This is a genomic window from Fenollaria sporofastidiosus, assembly GCF_943169635.2.
GTDB lineage: Bacteria > Bacillota > Clostridia > Tissierellales > Peptoniphilaceae > Fenollaria > Fenollaria sporofastidiosus.
On record NZ_OW968186.1, the window covers coordinates 308353 to 334390 of the forward strand.

Annotated in this window: 26 protein-coding genes; 14 read left to right on the plus strand and 12 right to left on the minus strand. The window is 37.2% G+C overall.

The features are described from left to right. Positions 1-111: 111 nt before the first annotated feature. The 5 genes from KO172_RS01470 to KO172_RS01490 all read right to left on the minus strand — a co-directional run bounded on the left by KO172_RS01470 (position 112) and on the right by KO172_RS01490 (position 5581). Positions 112-792: a trimeric intracellular cation channel family protein gene (locus KO172_RS01470; RefSeq protein ID WP_215491819.1), complete on the minus strand. Its 681-nt coding sequence runs from the start codon at positions 790-792 to the stop codon at positions 112-114. Positions 793-907: 115 nt separating this feature from the next. Beyond that, on the minus strand, positions 908-2866 hold the full coding sequence (locus tag KO172_RS01475; RefSeq protein ID WP_251320104.1) for an alpha/beta hydrolase family protein: 1959 nt from the start codon (positions 2864-2866) through the stop codon (positions 908-910). A 1-nt stretch (position 2867) separates the two neighbouring features. Further along, positions 2868-3389, minus strand: coding sequence for a ribosome hibernation-promoting factor, HPF/YfiA family (hpf, locus tag KO172_RS01480; RefSeq protein ID WP_215491820.1), 522 nt, complete (start codon positions 3387-3389; stop codon positions 2868-2870). Positions 3390-3624: 235 nt separating this feature from the next. Further along, positions 3625-4449: a DUF6710 family protein gene (locus KO172_RS01485; protein WP_215491821.1), complete on the minus strand. Its 825-nt coding sequence runs from the start codon at positions 4447-4449 to the stop codon at positions 3625-3627. Between the two features lie 124 nt (positions 4450-4573). After that, complete coding sequence (locus KO172_RS01490; RefSeq protein WP_215491822.1) at positions 4574-5581, minus strand: S-layer homology domain-containing protein; 1008 nt, start codon at positions 5579-5581, stop codon at positions 4574-4576. Between the two features lie 229 nt (positions 5582-5810). Between KO172_RS01490 and KO172_RS01495 the strand changes: the two genes are divergently transcribed. The 14 genes from KO172_RS01495 to KO172_RS01560 all read left to right on the plus strand — a co-directional run bounded on the left by KO172_RS01495 (position 5811) and on the right by KO172_RS01560 (position 11403). Continuing rightward, positions 5811-6017 carry a hypothetical protein gene (locus tag KO172_RS01495; RefSeq protein ID WP_215491823.1) on the plus strand — a complete coding sequence of 69 codons (207 nt, stop codon included), beginning with the start codon at positions 5811-5813 and terminating at the stop codon, positions 6015-6017. 361 nt (positions 6018-6378) lie between these two features. Next, positions 6379-6540, plus strand: coding sequence for a hypothetical protein (locus KO172_RS01500; protein ID WP_215491824.1), 162 nt, complete (start codon positions 6379-6381; stop codon positions 6538-6540). A gap of 120 nt (positions 6541-6660) precedes the next feature. After that, positions 6661-6867, plus strand: a complete 207-nt coding sequence (locus KO172_RS01505; RefSeq protein WP_215491823.1) for a hypothetical protein — start codon at positions 6661-6663, stop codon at positions 6865-6867. 78 nt (positions 6868-6945) lie between these two features. Then, positions 6946-7107, plus strand: a complete 162-nt coding sequence (locus tag KO172_RS01510; RefSeq protein WP_215491824.1) for a hypothetical protein — start codon at positions 6946-6948, stop codon at positions 7105-7107. 688 nt (positions 7108-7795) lie between these two features. Beyond that, positions 7796-7957, plus strand: a complete 162-nt coding sequence (locus KO172_RS01515) for a hypothetical protein (RefSeq protein ID WP_215491824.1) — start codon at positions 7796-7798, stop codon at positions 7955-7957. Positions 7958-8079: 122 nt separating this feature from the next. Continuing rightward, positions 8080-8322, plus strand: coding sequence for a hypothetical protein (locus KO172_RS01520; protein ID WP_215491825.1), 243 nt, complete (start codon positions 8080-8082; stop codon positions 8320-8322). Positions 8323-8362: 40 nt separating this feature from the next. Beyond that, the gene (locus KO172_RS01525; protein ID WP_215491823.1) at positions 8363-8569 is read left to right on the plus strand and encodes a hypothetical protein; all 207 of its coding nucleotides are present in this window, start codon (positions 8363-8365) and stop codon (positions 8567-8569) included. 78 nt (positions 8570-8647) lie between these two features. Further along, the gene (locus KO172_RS01530) at positions 8648-8854 is read left to right on the plus strand and encodes a hypothetical protein (protein WP_215491823.1); all 207 of its coding nucleotides are present in this window, start codon (positions 8648-8650) and stop codon (positions 8852-8854) included. A gap of 357 nt (positions 8855-9211) precedes the next feature. Next, complete coding sequence (locus tag KO172_RS08320; protein WP_215491823.1) at positions 9212-9418, plus strand: hypothetical protein; 207 nt, start codon at positions 9212-9214, stop codon at positions 9416-9418. Between the two features lie 78 nt (positions 9419-9496). Further along, positions 9497-9703 (plus strand): hypothetical protein, encoded by a 207-nt coding sequence (locus KO172_RS01540; protein WP_215491823.1) that lies wholly within the window; start codon positions 9497-9499, stop codon positions 9701-9703. A 147-nt stretch (positions 9704-9850) separates the two neighbouring features. Next, positions 9851-9985 carry a hypothetical protein gene (locus KO172_RS01545; protein WP_309557709.1) on the plus strand — a complete coding sequence of 45 codons (135 nt, stop codon included), beginning with the start codon at positions 9851-9853 and terminating at the stop codon, positions 9983-9985. A gap of 147 nt (positions 9986-10132) precedes the next feature. Then, on the plus strand, positions 10133-10267 hold the full coding sequence (locus KO172_RS01550) for a hypothetical protein (RefSeq protein ID WP_309557710.1): 135 nt from the start codon (positions 10133-10135) through the stop codon (positions 10265-10267). A 646-nt stretch (positions 10268-10913) separates the two neighbouring features. Further along, a complete protein-coding gene (locus KO172_RS01555; RefSeq protein ID WP_215491824.1) occupies positions 10914-11075 on the plus strand; it encodes a hypothetical protein in 162 nt (53 codons plus the stop codon). Between the two features lie 121 nt (positions 11076-11196). Then, a complete protein-coding gene (locus tag KO172_RS01560; protein ID WP_215491823.1) occupies positions 11197-11403 on the plus strand; it encodes a hypothetical protein in 207 nt (68 codons plus the stop codon). Positions 11404-11518: 115 nt separating this feature from the next. Here KO172_RS01560 and KO172_RS01565 read toward each other — a convergent pair whose 3' ends face one another. From KO172_RS01565 to fni, 7 genes are all read right to left on the minus strand, one after another. Continuing rightward, entirely contained in the window at positions 11519-13843 is a 2325-nt protein-coding gene (locus KO172_RS01565; protein ID WP_215491826.1) for a hypothetical protein, read from the minus strand. Positions 13844-13869: 26 nt separating this feature from the next. Further along, on the minus strand, positions 13870-19308 hold the full coding sequence (locus KO172_RS01570) for a hypothetical protein (protein WP_215491827.1): 5439 nt from the start codon (positions 19306-19308) through the stop codon (positions 13870-13872). 660 nt (positions 19309-19968) lie between these two features. After that, positions 19969-21762: an S-layer homology domain-containing protein gene (locus KO172_RS01575; RefSeq protein WP_215491828.1), complete on the minus strand. Its 1794-nt coding sequence runs from the start codon at positions 21760-21762 to the stop codon at positions 19969-19971. Between the two features lie 342 nt (positions 21763-22104). Continuing rightward, positions 22105-22872, minus strand: coding sequence for a hydroxymethylpyrimidine/phosphomethylpyrimidine kinase (locus KO172_RS01580; RefSeq protein ID WP_215491829.1), 768 nt, complete (start codon positions 22870-22872; stop codon positions 22105-22107). Positions 22873-22901: 29 nt separating this feature from the next. After that, entirely contained in the window at positions 22902-23462 is a 561-nt protein-coding gene (locus KO172_RS01585) for a hypothetical protein (RefSeq protein ID WP_215491830.1), read from the minus strand. Positions 23463-23543: 81 nt separating this feature from the next. Continuing rightward, on the minus strand, positions 23544-24989 hold the full coding sequence (locus tag KO172_RS01590; protein ID WP_215491831.1) for a nicotinate phosphoribosyltransferase: 1446 nt from the start codon (positions 24987-24989) through the stop codon (positions 23544-23546). Positions 24990-24993: 4 nt separating this feature from the next. Next, positions 24994-26031 carry a type 2 isopentenyl-diphosphate Delta-isomerase gene (gene fni / locus KO172_RS01595; protein ID WP_215491832.1) on the minus strand — a complete coding sequence of 346 codons (1038 nt, stop codon included), beginning with the start codon at positions 26029-26031 and terminating at the stop codon, positions 24994-24996. Between the last annotated feature and the right edge of the window lie 7 nt (positions 26032-26038).

Here is a 26038-nt window from a genome sequence, read left to right on the forward strand (position 1 = left end):
TCTTGTGATTTTTAATTTATCCACAGACTTATCCACAGGCGTGCCCTATAATATTGTCCCCAGCAATAAAAAAGCTCTGCTCGTAAACGAACAAAGCTTAAACTCATATTATTAATCGTCACCATCAACTAGGTCTGATGAAACGTCTGGAAGGCTCCACCTGTACTTCATTGACAAAAGCCTTAAGACTACTGTAGTCACAACTCCCATAAAGAAGGCAAAGTTTGCTCCATATGGCCTTAGAATGATGAAGGCTACAGCTCCAAGTAATGAGGCAACTGCGTATATGGTGTTTTTTGTGAATATAATCGGTATGGTGTCTGACAAAAGGTCTCTCATAACTCCTCCACCGCAACCTGTAATCACGCCGACGAAGATTAGTAGGAAGGGGTTGTTCATATAGCCGCGCGCTATGCCGACTGTTACGGCACTGGCTGTGAATATACCAAGGCCTATGGCGTCAAGCACTGAGGCTATTTGAGTGTATTTAATCATAAAGTCTCTGTTAACACCTTTTAGGCTTAGGATCTTTATCTTCTTCGATAAGAATATGATAAGGATCAAGGCTGTCACTATCGAAACGCTTGTGTATGTAGTGTCTCTAAATGCCATGGGCGGAGTGATGCCTAGTGTGATATCTCTTATGATGCCGCCTCCCACCGCTGTGATTATGGCTAGGACCACTATGCCGAAGATGTCCATGCCCTTTCTAATCGCAACAAGGGTTCCCGACGATGCGAAGGCAACTGTGCCGACTATTTCTGCTATATAGTAAAATTTCTCGTAATCCATAGTATCTCCTCTCTGGGATAATTATACCACAAAATTGATTTTTCTGTGATAATATTTGGACGCACACAAAAAAAAGTGCACATCAATCGATATGCACCTTCTATACTATTATATATTACGATCTCTTCTTAATCCATGTTATGATCTCGTCAAGTCTTCTTTGTCTATGCTTTGGCTTACCCGAACGGCTTAGCTCGTGGTTCTCGCCGTGGAAGATAACTATCTTCGAGTCGACTCCGAAGTACTTAAGCGCTGTAAACATTTGCACGCCTTGTTCAAGTGGGCATCTGTAGTCCTCGTCCGAGTGTATGAAAAGCGTTGGAGTCTTGACCTCGCTCGCATATTTTAATGGAGAGCGCTCCCATAAAGCTTCAGGCGATAGGAACGGATCTGCAAGGTTTTGATCAGTCGCAAAGTAGTAGCCGATGTCCGATACACCGAAGAAGCTTAGCCAGTTCGATATAGAGCGTTGCGACGCAGCCGACTTGAACCTGTTAGTATGACCGATGATCCAGTTAGTCATGAAGCCGCCGTAGCTGCCACCAGTGACGTGAAGGTTGTCCCTATCTATGTCCTCATACCTTTCCAAAGCCGCATCCGTGAACTTCATCAAATCGTCGAAGTCGATAGTGCCGTACTTGCCTCTGATATTCATAAAGTCGTTGCCTCTACCATCAGCACCTCTCGGGTTAGTGAATAAAACAAAGTAGCCTTGCTTTGCAAAGTATAGGTACTCGTGATATAAAAGCTCCCCAGTAACAGTCTTAGGTCCTCCGTGCACCTCAAGTATCGCAGGGTACTTCTTGCCCTTCTTGTATCCATCAGGCTTAATCACAAAGCCCTCAAAATCAATATCGTCATTCTTAAAAGTAATCTTCTCATATGGCTTAGCCTTCCAAGCCTTCACCAAAGCCTCGTTTATGGCTGTCACTTTCTTAAACTTGCCCTCTTCAAACTTGTAGACCTCTTGCAAGTTGTAGTCAAGCATGCCGATGGCGTAGATGCCACTCTCACAGGCGTCAAACTCGTCAACAGAGCCTACTACCTTAGAAAGCCTTTCCACTTTACCAGCCTTGTCAATAGCGAATAGATCTGCACTATTCGCAAGTGTAGCTATAAAGTAAAGCTTGTCCTTCACTGCCCTAAACGAGTAGCCGCCGCCATAACGAAGGTCGCTTCCAACAGATGAGCCAATGGACATATCAAAGTCCTCGTTAATGCACCTCATGCCTTCCTTAGACTTGTCGATTAGGTAGACCTTCATATTTTGGTTTATGCCGTGTGCCTCTTGGTCAGTCGCAAATATAAAGACATCCTCCCCTGCGTAACTTGGTCCGTAGTAAGTTAAGTCCTCATCGTACTCAAGCTTCACAGATTTATCGCTCTCAAAGCTATATACATAAAGCTGACTCTTTAAAGGCGCCTTGTCAGTGTATGACTCCGAAGTGTAGATAATCTCCGACTTGTTAGGAGCTATGTCGTAGCTCGATACATTAGTAAAGTCATCAGTAAGAATCTTAAGAGCGCCACTCTTTATATTGTAGATGGCAAGCGAAGTACGGATCTTGTTGATGTAGCCAGCGCCATTTAAGTAGAAAGGAATCTCGTCATATATAGTGTAGTCGTCCTCTTGTTTAATTTCAGCCGACTTCTTCTCGTAAGTCTCCTGATCCATGTCCTTAAAGTGCCTAATCTTCTCAGAGTTTGAGATCATAAGCACAAGATTGTCCTCATCCAAAACGCGCACACTGTTTATAGGGTACATAAGCCTAAACAGCTCCTGTCTCTCCCCACCCGTAAAGCTTAAGCGGTAAACAATAGACGCATACTTTCTTTTCTCATCTGACTTTGCAAAAATGATTCCACTATTGTCAATAGCATAAGTAGAAGAGACGTCATTAGTAGACAGTCTCTTCAAAGAATCATTCTCATCAAGCATGTAGAACGAGTTTTTGTACCCGTTCGAAGCCATATCCACGTCAGTTACAGTGAAGACCTTGCTGCGTCCGTCAGGCGAAATCTTAAGCGCAGATACAGGTTTGTTTAATTTAAAATCATCTATCTTAATATTCATTTTATTCCACTTCAATTAGGCCGTAGTTGCCATCCTTTCTCTTGTATACTACATTAATCGATTCATCCTTAGCATTTTGGAACACGAAGAAATTGTGTCTTAGTAGTTCCATTTGAAGGATAGCCTCATCAGAAGACATTGGCACAACCTTGAACCTCTTGTTCTTAACAAGCTTAGCCTCATCCACTTCTTCCATAGGTTTAATATTTTCAAACCTTATCGAGTCGTTCTTTTGGTATCTGTTTTGAAGCTTAGTTTTGTACTTTCTAACCTGTCTTTCCAAAACATCAACCGCCTTGTCGATAGATGTGTACATATCGTCAGTCTCTTCCTCCGCCCTAAGGATAGTTCTGTCTAAGAATATAGTTACCTCAACAGCCTTAGAATTTCTAAGAGCCGAGAAAACAACCTTCGCGTCCACATCCTTGCCAATAAACTTGTCAAGCTTTTGGAACTTCTTTTCAGCAACGTCCTTTAGACTTTGAGTTAGTTCAATGTTCTTTCCTACAAATTCGATTCTCATAAGCTTACCTCCTTAATAGATTTTCTAATATATATATACCCGAGATAGAAGAAAAATAAAACAGCTTTATAAATTTATTAAGAGAAAGCGTGAAATAATTTATGTTTGAGTTTATGGTATAGTTTTGATCATATATATGCAATAAAAAAGGACCGCATAAGCAGTCCCAATAAAAATTCTTAGTTAGCACTTTCAAGAAAGCAAAAATTTTCAAGTTTTGAAAGTGGGAATGGCTTTAAATTGAATTACTAAATATTTCTTTTGCCTTACTTAAACTATGGTATTTATTATTAAGTACATATCTACCCATTTCAAAAATTACACCTGAATAAAACATTAAATCATCACTAAATTTTAATTTGCTTAAATCAATAATTTTTTTGTCTATTTTTTTTATGTAGTTTTCACCATCAAATTCTACTAAATCATAAAGTTTTGAATAATTATGCCACTCTTTAATTATTGTGTGATCATGATTTTTAATTATAGCTAAAAATTGCGTGTGATTAGCTCCATTACAAACTAAAATATTCATAGGATACAAATAATGATTATTAATATTTCTACTATAATTGATACAATCAAATTTATTTTTTTCGTTTATGTTATCTAAATTTATTATCAAAGAACGCTTCTTCCATAAATTTAATAAAATTGGTAATTCACTTAGTTTTATTTTTATTGGATATTCTTCTACTAACTCAATTTCATCCGTATGATAATATTTTTTGTCATCTTCATTTATATAATCAGTTACAAATACTTTATGATTTTGAAAAACAGCGTCTTCTATTTCTTTGTAAATATTTTCTATATTTGAATTATACTCAAGTTTTTCTATACTCTCTACTGCTTGAAGTGCCTCTGAGAAATTCAAATAATTGACAATAAGAAAAGTTAAATAATTTGCTACTATTACTTCATTTATGTTAATTACATTTTTTATTTTTTCATCTTCAATTAATTTTATATAACTTAAAAATTTTTCCTTTTTTCTGCTCTTTTCATCTTCTTCATCAGTTGGAAGATTTTTGACGCTTTTGTTTTTTGCAAAACACATGTTTCACTCCTCCTTTACCTAATAACAAAGGCATGTGAGATATCTCCCGCATGCCTTGTCATTTTTGCAATTATTTAATTATAATTGTTTCTCTTATATTTGTTCAAATTTGCTGTGAAATTTTTTACTTAACTTCTACCCAGTCCTCTTGAACATTACCCTTCACTCTTCTCTTAAATGAGTGAGTGTTAGTAGCTTCAACCATGTCATAATATCCCCAGAAGCTTCCATCCAAGTCGATGAAGAACTTGATATTGCCCTTAGTAGGACAGTTCATCGCCGACATAGCGTCGTAGCTTCTTTCGAAAATCTTGTTAAGAATTACAACCGCTTCACATCTAGTGATAAATGCGTTTGGTCTGAAAGTTCCATCAGGATAACCCATGATTCTGCCAGCTTGATATTCGCTGCCTATAGCTCTTTCAGCCCAGTGACCCTTAACATCTGCGAATGGTGCAACACCATAAGGCTTGTTGTCAATAGTTGATATCATTTGAGTAAATTCTGCTCTAGTGATAGGTGCGTTTGGTCTAAATGATCCGTCAGGGTAACCCTTCATGATACCTCTTTCAACAGCCGCGTTGATGGCTTTGTTGTACCACGCACTTGGAGTGTCAGAGAATACTGGTTTCATAGCCGATGCGAAAGTATCTAGACCAAGAAGTCTTGTTACTAATGCAGCAGCTTCAGCTCTCTTGATATAACCGTTAGGTCTTACAGTTCCGTCAGGATAACCCTTCATATAAGCAGTGTGTTCATGAACCTCTCTAGTATCTACCACTTTTTCATCTTCATGTCCTGTTCTACGATCATCATCTCTACCACGTCTTCCGTCTCTATCGTGACCGCCTGGTCTATATCCTGGTCTATATCCTGGATAGTATGGATCATATCCATTATCATCTCTACCTACACTATGTCCTCTAACAGGTATAGAGTATTGAACAAAGCCGTAAGTCAAATCATTATCACTAATAATTAGACTTATTGGACCGTCAACATCATAACCTGGAGTTACATATACCTTTCCATCTGCAGCTACAAATACAGGTATAGATACGCCATCTTCATCTCTAGCTGTAACAGTAGTACCACTATCCTTATTGACAATGTTGATACCACTGTATTGCATATCATTTGTTGGCTCAACTACATTTGGTGTTCCTGTAACATAAGTTTTTGTACTTGGATTTGGATCTGTTTCGAATTTTGCATTTACATCTATGTTTTTATCTATAGCTGTAGCTGATGTTAATTCTGGATCCCATCCTTTGAATATATAGCCTACTTTTGCTGTAACTTTTGGTGCATCTGCTGCTAAGTCTGCTAATGTTTTGTTAGCTGCTTTTGGAACATAGAATGTGTTTTCTTTTGCTACTGTTCCTTTTGTTGCATCTGCTTTAAATGTTACTACCCAATTTCCTGAAGGATTTGGATTTGGTGTTACACCTGGATCTACTGGTCCTACTATTGGATTTGGATCTGTTTCGAATTTTGCATTTACATCTATGTTTTTATCTATAGCTGTAGCTGATGTTAATTCTGGATCCCATCCTTTGAATATATAGCCTACTTTTGCTGTAACTTTTGGTGCATCTGCTGCTAAGTCTGCTAATGTTTTGTTAGCTGCTTTTGGAACATAGAATGTGTTTTCTTTTGCTACTGTTCCTTTGTTGCATCTGCTTTAAATGTTACTACCCAATTTCCTGAAGGATTTGGATTTGGTGTTACACCTGATCTACTGGTCCTACTATTGGATTTGGATCTGTTTCGAATTTTGCATTTACATCTATGTTTTTATCTATAGCTGTAGCTGATGTTAATTCTGGATCCCATCCTTTGAATATATAGCCTACTTTTGCTGTAACTTTTGGTGCATCTGCTGCTAAGTCTGCTAATGTTTTGTTAGCTGCTTTTGGAACATAGAATGTGTTTTCTTTTGCTACTGTTCCTTTTGTTGCATCTGCTTTAAATGTTACTACCCAATTTCCTGAAGGATTTGGATTTGGTGTTACACCTGGATCTACTGGTCCTACTATTGGATTTGGATCTGTTTCGAATTTTGCATTTACATCTATGTTTTATCTATAGCTGTAGCTGATGTTAATTCTGGATCCCATCCTTTGAATATAGCCTACTTTTGCTGTAACTTTTGGTGCATCTGCTGCTAAGTCTGCTAATGTTTTGTTAGCTGCTTTTGGAACATAGAATGTGTTTTCTTTTGCTACTGTTCCTTTTGTTGCATCTGCTTTAAATGTTACTACCCAATTTCCTGAAGGATTTGGATTTGGTGTTACACCTGGATCTACTGGTCCTACTATTGGATTTGGATCTGTTTCGAATTTTGCATTTACATCTATGTTTTTATCTATAGCTGTAGCTGATGTTAATTCTGGATCCCATCCTTTGAATATATAGCCTACTTTTGCTGTAACTTTTGGTGCATCTGCTGCTAAGTCTGCTAATGTTTTGTTAGCTGCTTTTGGAACATAGAATGTGTTTTCTTTTGCTACTGTTCCTTTTGTTGCATCTGCTTTAAATGTTACTACCCAATTTCCTGAAGGATTTGGATTTGGTGTTACACCTGGATCTACTGGTCCTACTATTGGATTTGGATCTGTTTCGAATTTTGCATTTACATCTATGTTTTATCTATAGCTGTAGCTGATGTTAATTCTGGATCCCATCCTTTGAATATATAGCCTACTTTTGCTGTAACTTTTGGTGCATCTGCTGCTAAGTCTGCTAATGTTTTGTTAGCTGCTTTTGGAACATAGAATGTGTTTTCTTTTGCTACTGTTCCTTTTGTTGCATCTGCTTTAAATGTTACTACCCAATTTCCTGAAGGATTTGGATTTGGTGTTACACTGGATCTACTGGTCCTACTATTGGATTTGGATCTGTTTCGAATTTTGCATTTACATCTATGTTTTTATCTATAGCTGTAGCTGATGTTAATTCTGGATCCCATCCTTTGAATATAGCCTACTTTTGCTGTAACTTTTGGTGCATCTGCTGCTAAGTCTGCTAATGTTTTGTTAGCTGCTTTTGGAACATAGAATGTGTTTTCTTTTGCTACTGTTCCTTTTGTTGCATCTGCTTTAAATGTTACTACCCAATTTCCTGAAGGATTTGGATTTGGTGTTACACCTGATCTACTGGTCCTACTATTGGATTTGGATCTGTTTCGAATTTTGCATTTACATCTATGTTTTTATCTATAGCTGTAGCTGATGTTAATTCTGGATCCCATCCTTTGAATATATAGCCTACTTTTGCTGTAACTTTTGGTGCATCTGCTGCTAAGTCTGCTAATGTTTTGTTAGCTGCTTTTGGAACATAGAATGTGTTTTCTTTTGCTACTGTTCCTTTTGTTGCATCTGCTTTAAATGTTACTACCCAATTTCCTGAAGGATTTGGATTTGGTGTTACACCTGGATCTACTGGTCCTACTATTGGATTTGGATCTGTTTCGAATTTTGCATTTACATCTATGTTTTATCTATAGCTGTAGCTGATGTTAATTCTGGATCCCATCCTTTGAATATATAGCCTACTTTTGCTGTAACTTTTGGTGCATCTGCTGCTAAGTCTGCTAATGTTTTGTTAGCTGCTTTTGGAACATAGAATGTGTTTTCTTTTGCTACTGTTCCTTTTGTTGCATCTGCTTTAAATGTTACTACCCAATTTCCTGAAGGATTTGGATTTGGTGTTACACCTGGATCTACTGGTCCTACTATTGGATTTGGATCTGTTTCGAATTTTGCATTTACATCTATGTTTTTATCTATAGCTGTAGCTGATGTTAATTCTGGATCCCATCCTTTGAATATAGCCTACTTTTGCTGTAACTTTTGGTGCATCTGCTGCTAAGTCTGCTAATGTTTTGTTAGCTGCTTTTGGAACATAGAATGTGTTTTCTTTTGCTACTGTTCCTTTTGTTGCATCTGCTTTAAATGTTACTACCCAATTTCCTGAAGGATTTGGATTTGGTGTTACACCTGGATCTACTGGTCCTACTATTGGATTTGGATCTGTTTCGAATTTTGCATTTACATCTATGTTTTTATCTATAGCTGTAGCTGATGTTAATTCTGGATCCCATCCTTTGAATATATAGCCTACTTTTGCTGTAACTTTTGGTGCATCTGCTGCTAAGTCTGCTAATGTTTTGTTAGCTGCTTTTGGAACATAGAATGTGTTTTCTTTTGCTACTGTTCCTTTTGTTGCATCTGCTTTAAATGTTACTACCCAATTTCCTGAAGGATTTGGATTTGGTGTTACACCTGGATCTACTGGTCCTACTATTGGATTTGGATCTGTTTCGAATTTTGCATTTACATCTATGTTTTTATCTATAGCTGTAGCTGATGTTAATTCTGGATCCCATCCTTTGAATATATAGCCTACTTTTGCTGTAACTTTTGGTGCATCTGCTGCTAAGTCTGCTAATGTTTTGTTAGCTGCTTTTGGAACATAGAATGTGTTTTCTTTTGCTACTGTTCCTTTTGTTGCATCTGCTTTAAATGTTACTACCCAATTTCCTGAAGGATTTGGATTTGGTGTTACCTGGATCTACTGGTCCTACTATTGGATTTGGATCTGTTTCGAATTTTGCATTTACATCTATGTTTTATCTATAGCTGTAGCTGATGTTAATTCTGGATCCCATCCTTTGAATATATAGCCTACTTTTGTAACTTTTGGTGCATCTGCTGCTAAGTCTGCTAATGTTTTGTTAGCTGCTTTTGAAACATAGAATGTGTTTTCTTTTGCTACTGTTCCTTTTGTTGCATCTGCTTTAAATGTTACTACCCAATTTCCTGAAGGATTTGGATTTGGTGTTACACCTGGATCTACTGGTCCTACTATTGGATTTGGATCTGTTTCGAATTTTGCATTTACATCTATGTTTTTATCTATAGCTGTAGCTGATGTTAATTCTGGATCCCATCCTTTGAATATATAGCCTACTTTTGCTGTAACTTTTGGTGCATCTGCTGCTAAGTCTGCTAATGTTTTGTTAGCTGCTTTTGGAACATAGAATGTGTTTTCTTTTGCTACTGTTCCTTTTGTTGCATCTGCTTTAAATGTTACTACCCAATTTCCTGAAGGATTTGGATTTGGTGTTACACCTGGATCTACTGGTCCTACTATTGGATTTGGATCTGTTTCGAATTTTGCATTTACATCTATGTTTTTATCTATAGCTGTAGCTGATGTTAATTCTGGATCCCATCCTTTGAATATATAGCCTACTTTTGCTGTAACTTTTGGTGCATCTGCTGCTAAGTCTGCTAATGTTTTGTTAGCTGCTTTGGAACATAGAATGTGTTTTCTTTTGCTACTGTTCCTTTTGTTGCATCTGCTTTAAATGTTACTACCCAATTTCCTGAAGGATTTGGATTTGGTGTTACCTGGATCTACTGGTCCTACTATTGGATTTGGATCTGTTTCGAATTTTGCATTTACATCTATGTTTTTATCTATAGCTGTAGCTGATGTTAATTCTGGATCCCATCCTTTGAATATATAGCCTACTTTTGTGTAACTTTTGGTGCATCTGCTGCTAAGTCTGCTAATGTTTTGTTAGCTGCTTTTGGAACATAGAATGTGTTTTCTTTTGCTACTGTTCCTTTTGTTGCATCTGCTTTAAATGTTACTACCCAATTTCCTGAAGGATTTGGATTTGGTGTTACCTGGATCTACTGGTCCTACTATTGGATTTGGATCTGTTTTCGAATTTTGCATTTACATCTATGTTTTATCTATAGCTGTAGCTGATGTTAATTCTGGATCCCATCCTTTGAATATATAGCCTACTTTTGCTGTAACTTTTGGTGCATCTGCTGCTAAGTCTGCTAATGTTTTGTTAGCTGCTTTGGAACATAGAATGTGTTTTCTTTTGCTACTGTTCCTTTTGTTGCATCTGCTTTAAATGTTACTACCCAATTTCCTGAAGGATTTGGATTTGGTGTTTACACCTGGATCTACTGGTCCTACTATTGGATTTGGATCTGTTTCGAATTTTGCATTTACATCTATGTTTTATCTATAGCTGTAGCTGATGTTAATTCTGGATCCCATCCTTTGAATATATAGCCTACTTTTGCTGTAACTTTTGGTGCATCTGCTGCTAAGTCTGCTAATGTTTTGTTAGCTGCTTTTGGAACATAGAATGTGTTTTCTTTTGCTACTGTTCCTTTTGTTGCATCTGCTTTAAATGTTACTACCCAATTTCCTGAAGGATTTGGATTTGGTGTTACACTGGATCTACTGGTCCTACTATTGGATTTGGATCTGTTTCGAATTTTGCATTTACATCTATGTTTTTATCTATAGCTGTAGCTGATGTTAATTCTGGATCCCATCCTTTGAATATATAGCCTACTTTTGCTGTAACTTTTGGTGCATCTGCTGCTAAGTCTGCTAATGTTTTGTTAGCTGCTTTTGGAACATAGAATGTGTTTTCTTTTGCTACTGTTCCTTTTGTTGCATCTGCTTTAAATGTTACTACCCAATTTCCTGAAGGATTTGGATTTGGTGTTACACCTGGATCTACTGGTCCTACTATTGGATTTGGATCTGTTTCGAATTTTGCATTTACATCTATGTTTTATCTATAGCTGTAGCTGATGTTAATTCTGGATCCCATCCTTTGAATATATAGCCTACTTTTGCTGTAACTTTTGGTGCATCTGCTGCTAAGTCTGCTAATGTTTTGTTAGCTGCTTTTGAACATAGAATGTGTTTTCTTTTGCTACTGTTCCTTTTGTTGCATCTGCTTTAAATGTTACTACCCAATTTCCTGAAGGATTTGGATTTGGTGTTACACCTGGATCTACTGGTCCTACTATTGGATTTGGATCTGTTTCGAATTTTGCATTTACATCTATGTTTTTATCTATAGCTGTAGCTGATGTTAATTCTGGATCCCATCCTTTGAATATATAGCCTACTTTTGCTGTAACTTTTGGTGCATCTGCTGCTAAGTCTGCTAATGTTTTGTTAGCTGCTTTTGGAACATAGAATGTGTTTTTTTGCTACTGTTCCTTTTGTTGCATCTGCTTTAAATGTTACTACCCAATTTCCTGAAGGATTTGGATTTGGTGTTACCTGGATCTACTGGTCCTACTATTGGATTTGGATCTGTTTCGAATTTTGCATTTACATCTATGTTTTTATCTATAGCTGTAGCTGATGTTAATTCTGGATCCCATCCTTTGAATATATAGCCTACTTTTGCTGTAACTTTTGGTGCATCTGCTGCTAAGTCTGCTAATGTTTTGTTAGCTGCTTTTGGAACATAGAATGTGTTTTCTTTTGCTACTGTTCCTTTTGTTGCATCTGCTTTAAATGTTACTACCCAATTTCCTGAAGGATTTGGATTTGGTGTTACACCTGGATCTACTGGTCCTACTAGTTTTTGAACAGCTTTTGCTGTGAATATTGTGTCAGCTGTGATTTCTACTGTGCTTGGATCTGCTGTTGCTGTTTTTTCAGCATCTTTGTACCAGCCTGGTTTTTCATGGTTTGCAGCTTCTTTATTTGTTAAGTCTGGGAATGCATTAGCTGTAGTTAATTTACTATTTGGTGCTACAGCATAATATTTAGTATCTACTGTTCCTACTTGGATTGTGTCATCTTGTTTTACTGTTACTTTATACCAACCTTCTGGAACTGGATCATTTTCTCCAATATCTTGTCCATCTTTAACAAATTTAGCTACATATGGATTTACCGATTGAGCTATTCCAAGTGAAGGATCCCATTTTGTAAAGCCATAATTAGTATTTGGAGTAACTTTAATTTCTGGTGCTGTTGCTGTTGTTTGAGTTTTTGTTTTAAAGTGTTTGGATAGGTCTGTATTTGGTTTTACCTTTGCTACTACTGCTTTTCCAGTCTTTGTTCCAACAGTTACTGTTCCTAAAGCTGTTTCACCGTCTTTTTCTGCTTGGAATGTTGCAGTAATATAGTTTGATGGAATTTCTTTGCCATCACTACCTGTTTTTGGCTCAGTCTCATCTGGTAAAAATGGAATTATTTCATCAGAAGTATACCTACCTGTATATACTGCGTTAAATACATAATTATCAGTTTCTGCAGCTGTTCCTGTTAGTGTAGATGTTAATTGATTCCACTTTTCAAAAACTTTATTTAGTTTAGTATCGATTGCTTGTGGTTTATTAAGTCCAGCTATAGCATCTTTTACATCTTTATCATCATAGCTTGTGCCAATTTTTACATCGACAACTCTTTCTTTGTCCTTTTGATTGTTTTCATCAAAGGTACCTTTTACGCCATCTGTTGCTGCTTCATCTGCTTTAAAAGTTAGTCTCGCATAGCCCTCTGGTTTTGTTGGTAATGTAACTGTACCGTCACTATTAATTTTAGGTGTTGGAACTAATACTTTTGGTTGTGATTGAATAACTATGTCTCCACCTTTAGATGTAGTATAGTCTTTCTTTACAACTTTGAATTCATCTTCGCCAATTGTTAGTTTCCTATCAACTCCTTCATCATCAATAGTTATTTTTGGATCATTGCCAATGCTATTGATTTGTGATCTTGTGTTATCATATGATGTTAAATTTTGAATTATTGTATAAAAGTCTTTTCTAGTTTTGTTATTGCTAGTTGTGCCTAAATCAAAACTATAATCTTTGGCAAGATGTAGATTTGCTCTTGGTGATGTGCTTGGAAGACCTTTTGTTAATTCATTTCCATAAGGGTCTTGGTATTTAACACTCATCTTTGTTTCAGGAAGTTCAATTAAATCAAGGTTTATTGTAATTGCTTTATTTTCTTTTCCTGCTGATGGTGTTCCTTGACTATAGTCAGCTCTAATTGCATAATCTGTTCCATCTACATCTTCTGCTTTTGGAACCATTAAATAAAAGTCATCTAGGCCTTGATATCCAGAGCTAGGTATTTGAATGGTTATTTCCTTCGTTGTATCTGCTCTATCAAAATTTACTGTGTCCTTAACATTCTCATCTTGAAAATAAACGTCGATTGCTAATGGATAGTTAACTGCAGTATCGTCAAATGGCTTATCATTTGTTGTATCATAATCTAATCCATTTAAGCCAATTTTTTTAAGGTTAACAATAACCTTTTGATCCATTAGGGTTCCTGTTCCTCTTACTGGAGCATTAACTATTTCGTCTCCAAATTCTAATCCATCCGAATTAGAATTATTAAATAACTCTTCCTTAATTTCTCTTGGTCTTGTTCCAAGAATAATTTTCCCGTCGTTTGTTTCTCCCAGTTCAATCAATTCTCCTGACACAGGTGTGCTTGGAGCAGTGGGTTCAACCACTGCTAAAGCATCAATTCCTGTACCAAAAATCATTATAAAGGCTAGGATGAAAGATATAATTCTTTTATTCATACTTCCTCCGATCTTTGTAAATAAAACTATCTTCTAACTGTGAAAGTCATAGGATTTGTCTTAGCGACTACTACGCCACCTTCACTTCGTTCACCATAAATAGAAAACCTGTCTCCTTTTTTTATAGGTTCGTATAATTCTATTGTGAATAAACCGTCAAGATATAATATATGATTATGATATATTTCATTTGGGCCTGGATTACGTGTTACGTGTATTTCTGTTCCTGCTTGTGCAATTACCTTAATATACTTATCTCCTGCTCTTGGCATGATGAACTTAACTTCAATTTGTTTAGGTTCTTTGTATTCAACTTCATTTGTACTCTTATTTCCGAACTTATCTTCACCAGCTACTGTTATTTTTGATATATTGTCATCACGATAAAGTTCCCTTAGTATTTCTTGAACTTTTTCCATTGATGTGATGTTGTTGATTGTTCTAGCTGCAGATCCATCCTTGAATTCTATTGTTATATTGAATTTGCCCACTACAGGATACTTATCATCTTTCATGTCAACTGTTACATCTAACCATCTACGATAGTAATCATCTTGATAGTTAATCTTACTGATTGGTCCTTCGATAATTAGCTCAGCAAAAGCTGTAGATGTAGCTGGTGTAAATGTTCTTCCGTCTTTATCAGGCAATGTTGTCTTTATAAATACTTTACTCTTGTGACCTAATCCATTTTGTGCTGGATCAAATTGAGGGAAAGTGATTTTGGTGCCTGTTTGTTGATCTGCTGTTTTTGCGCATGTTATTGGTTTATTGTTTTTGTCAACAATTTCAGTTCCATCTTCTTTGACAAGTGTATAAATAGTTCCTGCTTCTGGTTCATAAAGTACACCGCCTGTTCCTGCTGGTATTTCTGAAGAAATAACTACTTGAGGATGTTCATGTTTTGGATCAGTCGCGTCATATTTATTTTTCTCTTGTACTACTTTTTGAACAGGTATATTTGTTGGAAGTTTTAATACAGTAATGCTTCCTTCTGGACCATAGGTATTATTAAGACCAGTTGCAACACCAAATTCAGCCTTTATTTGCTCATCGGCTTTAAAAGGTTTTTGTTTAAAGTTTTCCATACGTGTAATTTTAATTTTATCTTTACCATCAACTTTAGCAGGTTCTACAACTACTGAATAGCCTACTACTGTTGTTTCAGCTGGAATAAGTTTCCACTTACCTTCATCTCTATCATACAGATACTCACGCTTTTTATTTTCTCCTGGTAGTGTAAGAGATAATCCTGCATAAGTTCTTGTTGCGTCAATATCTTCTATATCTATATACGCTGCTTTGTCTCCATCATATACTTTATCGAATTGTGGTTTTGGTATTTCTCTTGGAACGTTATACATCTTTATTGAATAACCTTGTATATCAAGAGCTCCTTTTCCTGTATTCTTAATTGATTTTCTTATAGTAGCTGATGTGAAAGCATCGAAAGTATCAGGGTTTCCGTCATCTTCTTCAAAATATTGAATCTTAGCTTCACGTCTTTTACCAGCTGTATCCGGAGCTATAGGACCTTCATTAACTAATGGTTGCCCTGGTCCTGGTTGACGTGTATATATCACAATACCTAAGTCTGCCCAGTCATTTTTAAATTTGTAGTACTTATCTTCCTCTCCTACTTTTGTTTCAACTGCTGAATAAGAAAGTCTTTGACCAAGCTCGTCAAATCCTGGAACTACAAAGTTTGCTTTTGTATTGGTAGGTGTATCATATACCTCTTGTAAATCATATCCATTGTAAGTATCATACTCGTATTTGTTTCTATCTATAATGAAGTATTTTGCAGCTGCGTGTACTGTTGGGTCAGTGTAGTCTGTTACAGCTGTTCTATATATTAAACCAATTGAAACATTTCTCCTATCAGCATTGCTAATTGTATGAACTTTACCTTTAGTATCTGTGTATTCGTCAACATATTTAGCATCTTTAGTGTTTTCTTTTTCTATATATTTGTAGTCTTTATTTACTTGGATTCCAAAGAATGGTCTGTACTGAGCATATAAGTGAATGTAATCTTTCTTCATCCAATCATCATATTTTCCATCTAGTCTTAATTTGTAGCCATTAGGTAACATAAGTTGCGTAGTTTTATTTGTTGTTGTATCTGTATACTTAGCAAGTGTATCTAATTTAAAGCTTTTCGCATTAGCCTCAGCTTCACTTAATTTGTTCTTTCTGTCATCAGCTAGCTTTGAATTATCTTTTGCAAGTTCTGAGTAGTTATAACCTACTAGTAAGTCTGTGTCGTCTCTATCTGTAGACCAACCTATAAAGGTATGTCTTATATCTTTTTCTGTAGACCTTGGTAAAGTAAACTCTGTCTCATTAATAAATTTCTTCATATCATTATCAGTAACAGAGTTGTCGCCGTTCCAATATGGCGCCTTAGGTATATCTATATTAGCAATGCCATTTTTGAAATCTGATGCAAGAACTACTACCTCTTTAACTGTTTCGTTTGCTTCGTCTGCTTTGTTGTTTGAGTGTAGATAAATCTTAATTCCTTCGCCCCAAACGCCATAAACTATTTGATGAGAATCGATTGGTGAGTCTTCTGTAACCTTGTATGCTTTTGCTGTATCATTCCATTGATCAAGTTGTGTTAATTTGTCTGCTTTTGCAAATTCTTCTGGAGTAACTTGTTTAGTTGACCAACCTAAGAATTTATATGTTTTACCATCTTTTGTAAATGGCTTAGGATTTTCAGGCCATTTTCTTAACTCAAGGTCTTTTCCTTGTAATTTCTCTCCATCTGCATCTTTCAAATATGCTCCCTTTGCTTCACTAAATCCGTTAGCTGTATATCCGTCCTCATCAAGGAATTTTTCGTTATCTGGTACTATCTTAACTGTACTATCGATACTAGTTGCTTCAATGTTCCAGTTAAAGTCCTTGTTTGCATCGAATAAAACTCTAGTTCTAACTCTTGTTTCATACCAATTTGAAGGTATGGAAGATCCGTCTGAGTTGTTGACTAAAATTCTCATATCTTTCTTCAATGTTTGATCTGCAGCAGGTATTTTTGTTGTATTATCAGCTGTGTCTACCATATCGGCAATATTTACAGTGTATTCATATTTGTCGTAATCTTTACCGTCAACTGTAACTTTTGTAGTCTTTGGATCAGTTATAAATCCGTCTTTATCTCTAACGCTTTCTGCTGCGTTTGCTTTTCCAAGATATGTTTTATTATTATTAGGTAAGAATCTAAGTCTTACTGGTCCGCCATCGTATGAAGCGTAACCCACAAGTTGAGTTGTCTTTGTGTTGAACGCATTTTTACTAGTTGGTTTTGCATCAACAGTTTTGTAGAAGTCGTCTTGTCCTTGTGCGTAATCGTTTGTGTAAACTTGTTGATATGGAAGTAGTACGGACTTATTTATTGCAAGTGAGCTTAGTACATCAGAGTTATCAGTTATTACTAAACCATCGTATCTTTCGTTAGATTTTGTAAATGCATCATACTTTATAGAAGATTCACTTACTCCTCCGGTCCAAGAGTAAGCTTTTGCAATAACTTCTGTGCCTGGTTTAAGCATTGATTTGTATAATATATAATCTCCGCCAGTACGTAATATGGAAGCATTGATTGTTTTTAATTCATTGCCACCATTATGTTGCCATGCAATAGCTCTAGTAAATTTAGTTGTTGTAGGTGTGTTTTGTCCTTTTAGGGTATAAATTAATTCTACTTGTTTAGGTACTTGTCCTATATGAACCTTTATATCTCCATTGTATGCTTGATTATCAAAACTTAAATCTACTCCACCTTCGTTCCACCCTGTTGCATTGTTTAAGTAGAATAGACGAACATCTTCATTGTCAGCTGTATCTGGCATGTAAACTCTTAATTTTTGTCCAGCTTTAATTGTTATACCAGTTCTGTATGGAACCTTATAAATTCCTTTTGCAAGTAATTCCATACCATCAAAGCCGCCAAAATTAGATACATTCTTTAGTGCATTGTAGTATGGTTGGTACCTCTTTATAAAGTTGTCTCCATCGCCTACTTGAACCATGATTTGGCCACCCTGTGGTGCTCCGTTGGTATCAATGTTTAGGCTTCCTCCTGCTGGTATAACAACATCATGATCAAATGACTTTTCAAATATTGTCATACCTTTTGGATTTGATTCAACCCAGCCAGCTACAACCCCAAATCTAATTTGTTCTTGATCAGGCGTAGATGTAAATGTTTTGATGAACGCACTTTTATCTACCACAAAGTCAATGTTAGTAAAGTTGTCTGTACCTTCGTATATACAGCCATCCATTTGATCGATTGTTACTATATTGACCTTTGCCTTTTTAAAATTGTTTTGAGCTAAAACAAAGTAAGCGATTGTTTTATCAGGTGTATAGTTTATTTGGTTTAATTTTAATGCAGTTTTTATATATGGATAGCCTGGTTTACTTGTATTTTCTACCTTGTTAGCATTTTCAAGCGTAGTATATCCAACATTGCCAGCCACATCTGCTTTTAAATAAGGCACAAGACTTGCATCAAAGGCTATCATGTAACCAAAGGGTTTGCCATCGATTGTATTAGCTCCAGCCATAGTTGCATGTTCCCATTGGTACTGAGTCTTTAATACCGCTAAATCCTTATTTGTATTAGTTTTTCCATTTATAGTTTGAGGTTCATTGTCATACTCTGTCATGAAAGACCTTTGAGCAACTATAAGGGCTGATTGTGGTTTTGGTCCTCTCATAAAAGCTGTATCAACGTTACTCTTTGCTGCTACTACAGTTGCTTTCGTGTAACTAGAGTAGTCCATAGGTGATTTACCTGGGGCAAATGTGTAAATCTTATCAAGCTTTGGAGTGGCAAAACGCATTTGTATCAAGTAGTTATCATCTAAATCTGAATACTTGACGCCAGCGTTAAGAACTAAATCTATAGGCACGTTGTGCTTCGTGCCTCCTCTGTCTAAGCCAATAAGGTCACGGATTAACAAAGCTTTTTCGTTAGCACCTTGAGTATCATAAAATCCAAGTTTTTTACCGTTAGAATTTTCAATGAATGATTTATTAAAATCAATTTTTTTGTATAATTCTTTGTCAAACTTAAACAATAAGTTATGCCACCATGTTGAAGATAATGTTGCACTTTCATGGTATACAAGTCTTAATACTGTTCTACCTTCTGCGTTTACAAAGTATCCTTCATAACTTAAGCCGTAATTATCAATTACGTCTGCTGCTGATACTTTTGTTAATTGTTGAGTTGGGTTAAGACCGTAGTCTTGATTAAGCTTCCATATGTTGGAAGTTTTATCATATTTTTTTGCCCAATTCACTTTTTGAACTCTATTGCTAGGAAGATTACTTCCTTGGCTAGGGCTCGTTGGTCCTGCAAATACATTCACTGGCATCATAGTCACTATCATTAAAAATGCCATGACTAATGCGAGTGTTTTTCGCAAATAATTTTTCTTTTGCATTTCATTTCTCCTTTCATCTCTTGCATGTGCAAGTTATCTTAACCTTCTGTGCCGCGCTCTATCTACAACGCAAAAAAGAAGGGTCGTGCCACCGACTCGTCTAATAATATACATGATTGCTTTCTTTTTATTAAGTATGTGTAATATACCTAGCAAGTTTTTCCTAAGTTATGCATGCGTATTAGTAAAAAACTTTGCTAAGTTCAGTTTTGTTTCTTTAACTACGTTTTCTGGTGGCACAAAAAATCGTATTTACTTTGGTTTAATTGTAGCACATACTTGTCCAAGAGTCAACCGCTTTTTACATATTTTTACAATTTTTTATAATTTTTTAAAGCCTGCACCCCCCCCCCATCTCATTTTTTGCACTTCGATGTATAAACTCTTGAGTGTCTAATTAGTGTCTAATTGCGAGTGGCATATCTTGTCTTCTTATATATATGTGAACTCTCTTATATGTAGTAGGCTTCGTAGGTATAGCCCCAGTGTGACTATGTAGGCCGCTTACTACTATATAGGAAGCTTCTATATATATGGCAGGCGTGTGACTATATAGGACGCTTCTTTTATATATGTAGCCTACTCATATATAATTTTTGGGCATAAGTAAAGACCTCTCTACTCGAAAGGTCTTTAATCTCTTCTTATTATATTATATATTTATATGCTTTGTGACATGACCCAATTGATGATCTTGTATAGTGCTACTGCTAGTTCTTCTCTTGTGAACTCGCCTCTTGCTTCGTAGTTTTCGCTTGTCTTACCATTAATGATGCCAAGTTTTGCAAGTTTTGTAACTGCTTCTTTGGACCAAGCTGGGATGTCTTTGCCTTCGTACTTGAAGTCTTGAATTTCTGGCATATCTATGCCGCGTTCTTTAAGGAAACTATATAAAACGCTTGCAACTTCCACTCGTGTAAGCTTTTGCTCTGCTTTGAAGCTGCCGTCTGGGTAGCCTTTGAAGACGCCGTGTGTTACCGCCCAAGTGATTGCGTCTGCGTACCACTCGTCGCCCTTTAGGTCTTTAAGCTCGATCATGCCTACTGTTTTATCTGTTGAGATGTTCATTAGGACTTGTGCAAGCATGGCGCGTGACACTGTTAGCTTTGGAGCGAATTCTGCACTTGATACTCCGTTTAAAACTCCTCTTCTAAGCATCTCTGTGATTGCTTCGCCGCTTTGACCTTGTGGGATGTCTTGTTGTGTTACTAGCTTAAGTGCTGTAGCGTTTACTATGCCGTAGTCTTTTTTTGCTTTCATCTCTTTCTTTGCAACAGTTTTCTCTTCTAATTTTGCTTCTTTGTCTTCTTTTTCTTGTCTTTTTAATCTTTCTTGTCTTGTTCTTCTCTTTCTATCGTTTTCTCTTTCTTCTTCTTGTCTTCTTTGTTCTGCTTGTCTTCTATCTAACTCGTCATCTAGGTGGTCACGCTTAACTATAAGGTTTTGATTAATAGTAAGCTCTGTATAGTCTGTAAATACTAGTTTGACGTTGCCGTTTTTCACACCTGCTGTCTTTGTGTCTCTGCCACTGATATCTTCAACTTTAGCATTGTCTATATGTTTTTGGTAGCCTACTTTATCTACTACTGAGTCTTTTACTTTTACGCCGTCTCTCCAATTAACATCGGCATTTTTATTAACTGTGATGTCTTTTCCTTCGATCTTATCTTTGATTTCGTTAACTATGGCATTTCTAAATGGTATTCTTAACCAAAGAAAGGCTTCTTTGTCACCACAAGCTTTTTTACTAAGTCTTACTCCGCCATCTCTATCTTTTACATATTGTAGTTTTGTACCTCTGCCAATATTCATTGTTTTTTCTAAACTCTCTATGATTAAAGAGTTTATTTTAGCTTTTCTATCTTCATCATTATCTATGTTAGCAAGTTCGTCTTCTAAGTTTTTTCCTTCATCCTTACCTAGTGTGAACTTTATTCTATCTATCTTACCTTCTTTATATAAATCATTTATAAGCCCTGCTAGCTTTGTCAATTTTAAGTCGGAAAATGATTTTTCTTTGTTTATTATTGTAAATGACAATTGATAGTGACTTTTATGTTTCTGAGGGTCGCCGGTTTGATCTTGATAATCTTTTGGCTCTTCAACTTTATTAATTCTAAGTGTGTAGTCGTCATTTTTTTCGTCTAGGTCTTTCATCTTTTTATCCATGGCGTCTGTAAGCTCTTTAACTGCTTCTTCATGTGTTTTGCAACCTGCCACTTGTGGTTCTTGTACATCTTGCGCGCCCGCTAGAACTGCTCCAGCATTCTCTCTATCTGCAAGCTCTGTGTCTGCTTGCGCATCTAGTTCTTCTTCTTTGTCCGCTAGGACTGTCTCTGCATTTTTCGCATCTGTCATATCTGCTTCAACGCTCTCTGCGTGTATTGACTCGAACTGAGAAAGTGCAAACGCAAATATGAATGCCATAATTAAAATTCTTTTTAGTTTTTTCATCTGATACTCCTCTCTTGCCTATCTGGCTTTTAATATATTGCTAGAATAGTATAACAGTTTCGAAGCACGAAATTATTTACAAAATATTTACAAAAAAAAAAAAATACTATGTACCTCTCGATACATAGCACTAGTAAATTATAATATTTAAAAATATTTTGCAAAGCAAATTTATGCATGGGACTCGCAAACCTAATTTTGCAATTATTTTGTAGATAAAATCAATGAATTTTCTTTACGAAGAACTTTTATGAGCGAAATAGTACATAGGAGTACATTGGAGCGATTAAAAGTTCGTAGTGAAGAAAAGGCGCGATTTTTGCACAAAAGAATGCAAAATTATTACACTTGCCACAAAATCTCGTCTCCCTCCGCATTTAAGCACATTTGCAGATACTCAAGTCCAAACCTTACTGCTGCTTCCATCTTATAACCTTTAGCAAGGTAGGTGGCGATGGCGGTAGAGACTGTTGCGCCGAGTCCGAAGGCTTGTCTATCGACTCTGGTTCTATCTATGACTCTGTCTTGTCCATCAACAATGAGTACGTCCTTTGGGTCTCCTTCAAGTGCGCCGCCTGTAATCAAAACGTTTGTGCCGTATTCTCCGTAGAGTTTTTGCGCCGCCATGAGCATGTCATCTACGCTAGTGACTTCTAAGCCGCTTAGCACTGCTGCCTCTTTCATGTTCGGTGTGATGAGGCTCACTCTGTTAAAGATCTGCTCTTTGATGTAGGCAAGTGTTTCTGCGTCTGTATAGATGTGGCCAAACTTGGATGCGATGACTGGATCTAGGACTATGTGCACGCCTTCAAAGAACTTATCGATTGCGTCTCTTACTGCCTTTGCCTGATTAATGTTTGAGATGAGGCCGACTTTAACGCAGCCGATGTGGAAGTCTTCGCTCGCTGCCTTAATCTGATCGTAGACCATGGACGAGGAGAGTGCAAGTCTTGAGATGCACCTTTGTGTGTTCTGGCTCGTTACTGTTGTCGTTGCGACTGTGCAGTAGGTATTTAGTTTTATCGCTGTCTTGACGTCGGCTTCCACGCCTCTAAGTGCGCTTGAGTCTGAAGCTGATATGGACAAGATGACTGGCTTTTCTTTTAGCATAAGTACTCTCCTTTATTAAGACGATTTTATTATATGTGTGGCATTTTGTCAAGCTCCACATATTTTGCGATGTAGTAGTACTTTTCAAGTATTTCGTAGTCTTTTACTCTATATGAAATGTTTGCCAAATCTAGCTCTACTTCTACAATGTCCCCCACATTATAATTTTTATTCACCTTGTTTATGGTCTTAATGTCTTTGTACTTATCAAGGTTTTTATACTTTATGTGAAGTGTGTAAACGTCCATCAGTCTTTGATTTTGTGTCTTTTTTATCTTAAACTCATCTACATCGTCCCAGCTAATGCTGATGGGTTTATATTTGGAGAATTTGTCTACAAAGACGTTCTCTTTTAAAACCAGAGCCTCCTCTCTAAATATAAGTAGGATGACGTTTTTGAGTGCATTCAAAACCATAAACACGAAGAAAAAGAAGAAGAGGACTATAATCCATTGAAATACGCTGCCTTTTTCGACTAGGCTTCCTAGGATCGCAAAGCCGATGGTAAAGGCTGGAAAGACTACAAATACAAAGAGCAGCAGCCTTTTAAAATAATGCAGAACAGAAAAGTTTATACTAAGTTCTTCCATAATATCACCCAAGATATAATATCACCTGATTGTTAAGAAATCGTAAAAAGCTCTCTAAGTTTATCTCAAAGAGCTATCATCTTAATGTTCTTTATTAAGCATGTCGTTTTTGATGTTCCAAAGTTTTTTGCTTAGGTCGACGTAGTACTCGTGTGGGTTTTCAAGTCTTTTGACTTCGTCCCAAAGCTTATCTACTTCCTCTAGTGAGTACTTTTGAATCTCGTCTATGGACTTGGTATTATACACTAGTCTTCCTTTGTCAAAGATTTTCTTTAGTAGCGGCTTAGCTGTATAGTTTGTAAGTTTTTTCTTCTTCCATGTGTACAATGGGTGGAAGATCTCGATCTCTTTTGTGAAGTCGATGTCCTCGTCGTGTGTTGTAACAAGGTCTGCAATCGCCTTGCCTGTCTCGTTGTCGTAGAGTCTGTATAGCTTTTTAAAGCCTGGTGTTGTAATCTTCTCTACATCGCCACTGATTTTGATCTTGTAGACTTCTTCACCACCTTTGAATGTAGAGACTAGTTTATACACTCCGCCAAAGACTGGCTCGCTTCTGGATGTGATGAGTCTTTCTCCAACTCCAAAGCCATCGATCTTTGCGCCTTGACCAAGTAGGTCCTTGATTACGTACTCATCTAGTGAGTTTGATACCATAATCTTGACATTAGGGTAGCCAGCCTCGTCAAGCATGACTCTCGCCTTCTTCGATAGGTAGGCAAGGTCTCCTGAGTCTATCCTGATTCCGACTCCCTCATGACCCTTTGCGCTTAGTTCGTCAAAGACTTTGATCGCGTTTGGTATGCCTTCTTCTAGTGTGTTGTATGTGTCAACTAATAAGACGCAGGAGTCTGGGTAAACTTTTGCGTAGGCTCTGAAGGCTTCAAGCTCTGTATCAAACATCTGTACCCACGAGTGTGCCATGGTGCCTGTCGCAGGTACACCGAAGAATTTATCTGTAAGTGTGTTTGCTGTTGCCTTGGCTCCACCTATGTAGGCGGCTCTTGCACCAAGTATCGCAGCCTCACTACCTTGTGCGCGGCGCGAACCAAATTCTGAGATGGCTCTACCTTTTGCGACTCTCACTATCCTACTTGCCTTAGTAGCAATAAGTGATTGGTAGTTTATAGTAAGAAGTATCATTGTCTCCATGATCTGTGCTTCCTTTATAGGTCCCTTCACTATGATGATGGGCTCCTTAGGAAAGACTGGTGTGCCTTCTTCAACTGCCCACACGTCGCATGTGAACTTAAAGTTCTTTAGGAAGTTTAAGAAGTCTTCTGAGAATATCTTCTTGCTTTTAAAGTATTGGATGTCTTCATCTGTGAATTTAAGTTTTTGGATGTAGTCGATGACCTGTTCAAGTCCCGCTGCGATGGCAAAGCCGCCATTGTCCGGTACTTTTCTAAAGAACATATCAAAGACTGCCTCGGTATCTTCTACGCCATTTTGAATGTAGCCGTTTGCCATGGTGAACTCGTAGTAGTCCGCAAGCATCGACAAGTTAATGCTTTTATTTATATCTTCCATCTAATTATTCCTCCCAAAGCTCCTTCAATCTACCTTCGAGCTTGTACTTAACATGCTTTAGCTCGCCTGTGTTGCGTGATGACGTGATGAGCATAAGCTTTCTAAGTTTCTCTGAGAAGCTGTTTAGGTACTCTGAGCTCGCCTCGTATGATCCGTGGTAGACATACTTTAATAGCTCGCCACCAAGTGCAACGACGTCGGCACCTATAACGTAGGCTTTGAATGCATCCATCGCCGTTCTAATGCCGCCTGAGGCAATGAGTGTGAACTTGTACTTCTTCTTTAGCTCTCTTGCATATAGTATAGAGAGTGCTGTTGGTGTACCAAAGTCGAAGATGTCTGAGAAGTCTTCTCTAGCATTGGCCATGGACTCGATCCTGGCAAAGTTTGTGCCGCCTGCTCCTGAGATATCGATGTACTTGACACCGAGACTTAAAAGCGCCTCGATGTTCCTTTGATTCATGCCAACACCGCATTCTTTAACAATAACTGGCAGCTTAAAGTACTTAAGTGCTGCCTCGATGTTCTTCATATAATTAGTAAAGTCTCTGTCTCCTTCTTCGTTTACGAGCTCTTGAAAAGCGTTTAGATGTAGGCAGATGGCGTTAGCTCCTATAAGTTCAACAGCCTTTTTCATTACATCTAAATCGTTATTGGCTCCAACGTTTGCTATGAGGTAGCCGTCTTTGTTTACCTCGCGTGCAATGGTGAAGGTGTCGGGAAACTTTTTATCCACAACAGCTATCTTCTCGCTTCCAAGCATCATAGGTATATTGAAGTCTTTTGCGAGTCTGGCAAGAATCTCGTTTATCCTAAGTGCCTTTTCGGTGCCGCCAGTCATCGCATTTATGTAAAAAGGACGAGAAAAGTTTCTGTTGAAGAACTTCTTTTCAAGTCGTACCTCGTCTATGGAAAGCTCAGGAAGTGCGTTGTTGTCTATGAAGACATCTGAAAGAAGCGTAGTAGTCTTGCCATCTTCAACTCTAAGAAAGTTGGTGATGTGAAGCTCTTTTGCTTTCTCCTTGTAATCAATCTTTTTCATAGTTCCT

Excerpts from the sequence above, each read along its gene's own strand:
- KO172_RS01575 (WP_215491828.1), bottom strand. The coding sequence starts at position 21,762 with ATGAAAAAACTAAAAAGAATTTTAATTATGGCATTCATATTTGCGTTT.
- KO172_RS01580 (WP_215491829.1), bottom strand. The coding sequence starts at position 22,872 with ATGCTAAAAGAAAAGCCAGTCATCTTGTCCATATCAGCTTCAGACTCA.
- KO172_RS01490 (WP_215491822.1), bottom strand. The coding sequence starts at position 5,581 with ATGCAATACAGTGGTATCAACATTGTCAATAAGGATAGTGGTACTACT.
- KO172_RS01565 (WP_215491826.1), bottom strand. The coding sequence starts at position 13,843 with ATGAATAAAAGAATTATATCTTTCATCCTAGCCTTTATAATGATTTTT.
- KO172_RS01570 (WP_215491827.1), bottom strand. The coding sequence starts at position 19,308 with ATGCAAAAGAAAAATTATTTGCGAAAAACACTCGCATTAGTCATGGCA.
- KO172_RS01470 (WP_215491819.1), bottom strand. The coding sequence starts at position 792 with ATGGATTACGAGAAATTTTACTATATAGCAGAAATAGTCGGCACAGTT.
- hpf (WP_215491820.1), bottom strand. The coding sequence starts at position 3,389 with ATGAGAATCGAATTTGTAGGAAAGAACATTGAACTAACTCAAAGTCTA.
- KO172_RS01585 (WP_215491830.1), bottom strand. The coding sequence starts at position 23,462 with ATGGAAGAACTTAGTATAAACTTTTCTGTTCTGCATTATTTTAAAAGG.
- KO172_RS01590 (WP_215491831.1), bottom strand. The coding sequence starts at position 24,989 with ATGGAAGATATAAATAAAAGCATTAACTTGTCGATGCTTGCGGACTAC.
- KO172_RS01475 (WP_251320104.1), bottom strand. The coding sequence starts at position 2,866 with ATGAATATTAAGATAGATGATTTTAAATTAAACAAACCTGTATCTGCG.
- fni (WP_215491832.1), bottom strand. The coding sequence starts at position 26,031 with ATGAAAAAGATTGATTACAAGGAGAAAGCAAAAGAGCTTCACATCACC.
- KO172_RS01485 (WP_215491821.1), bottom strand. The coding sequence starts at position 4,449 with ATGTGTTTTGCAAAAAACAAAAGCGTCAAAAATCTTCCAACTGATGAA.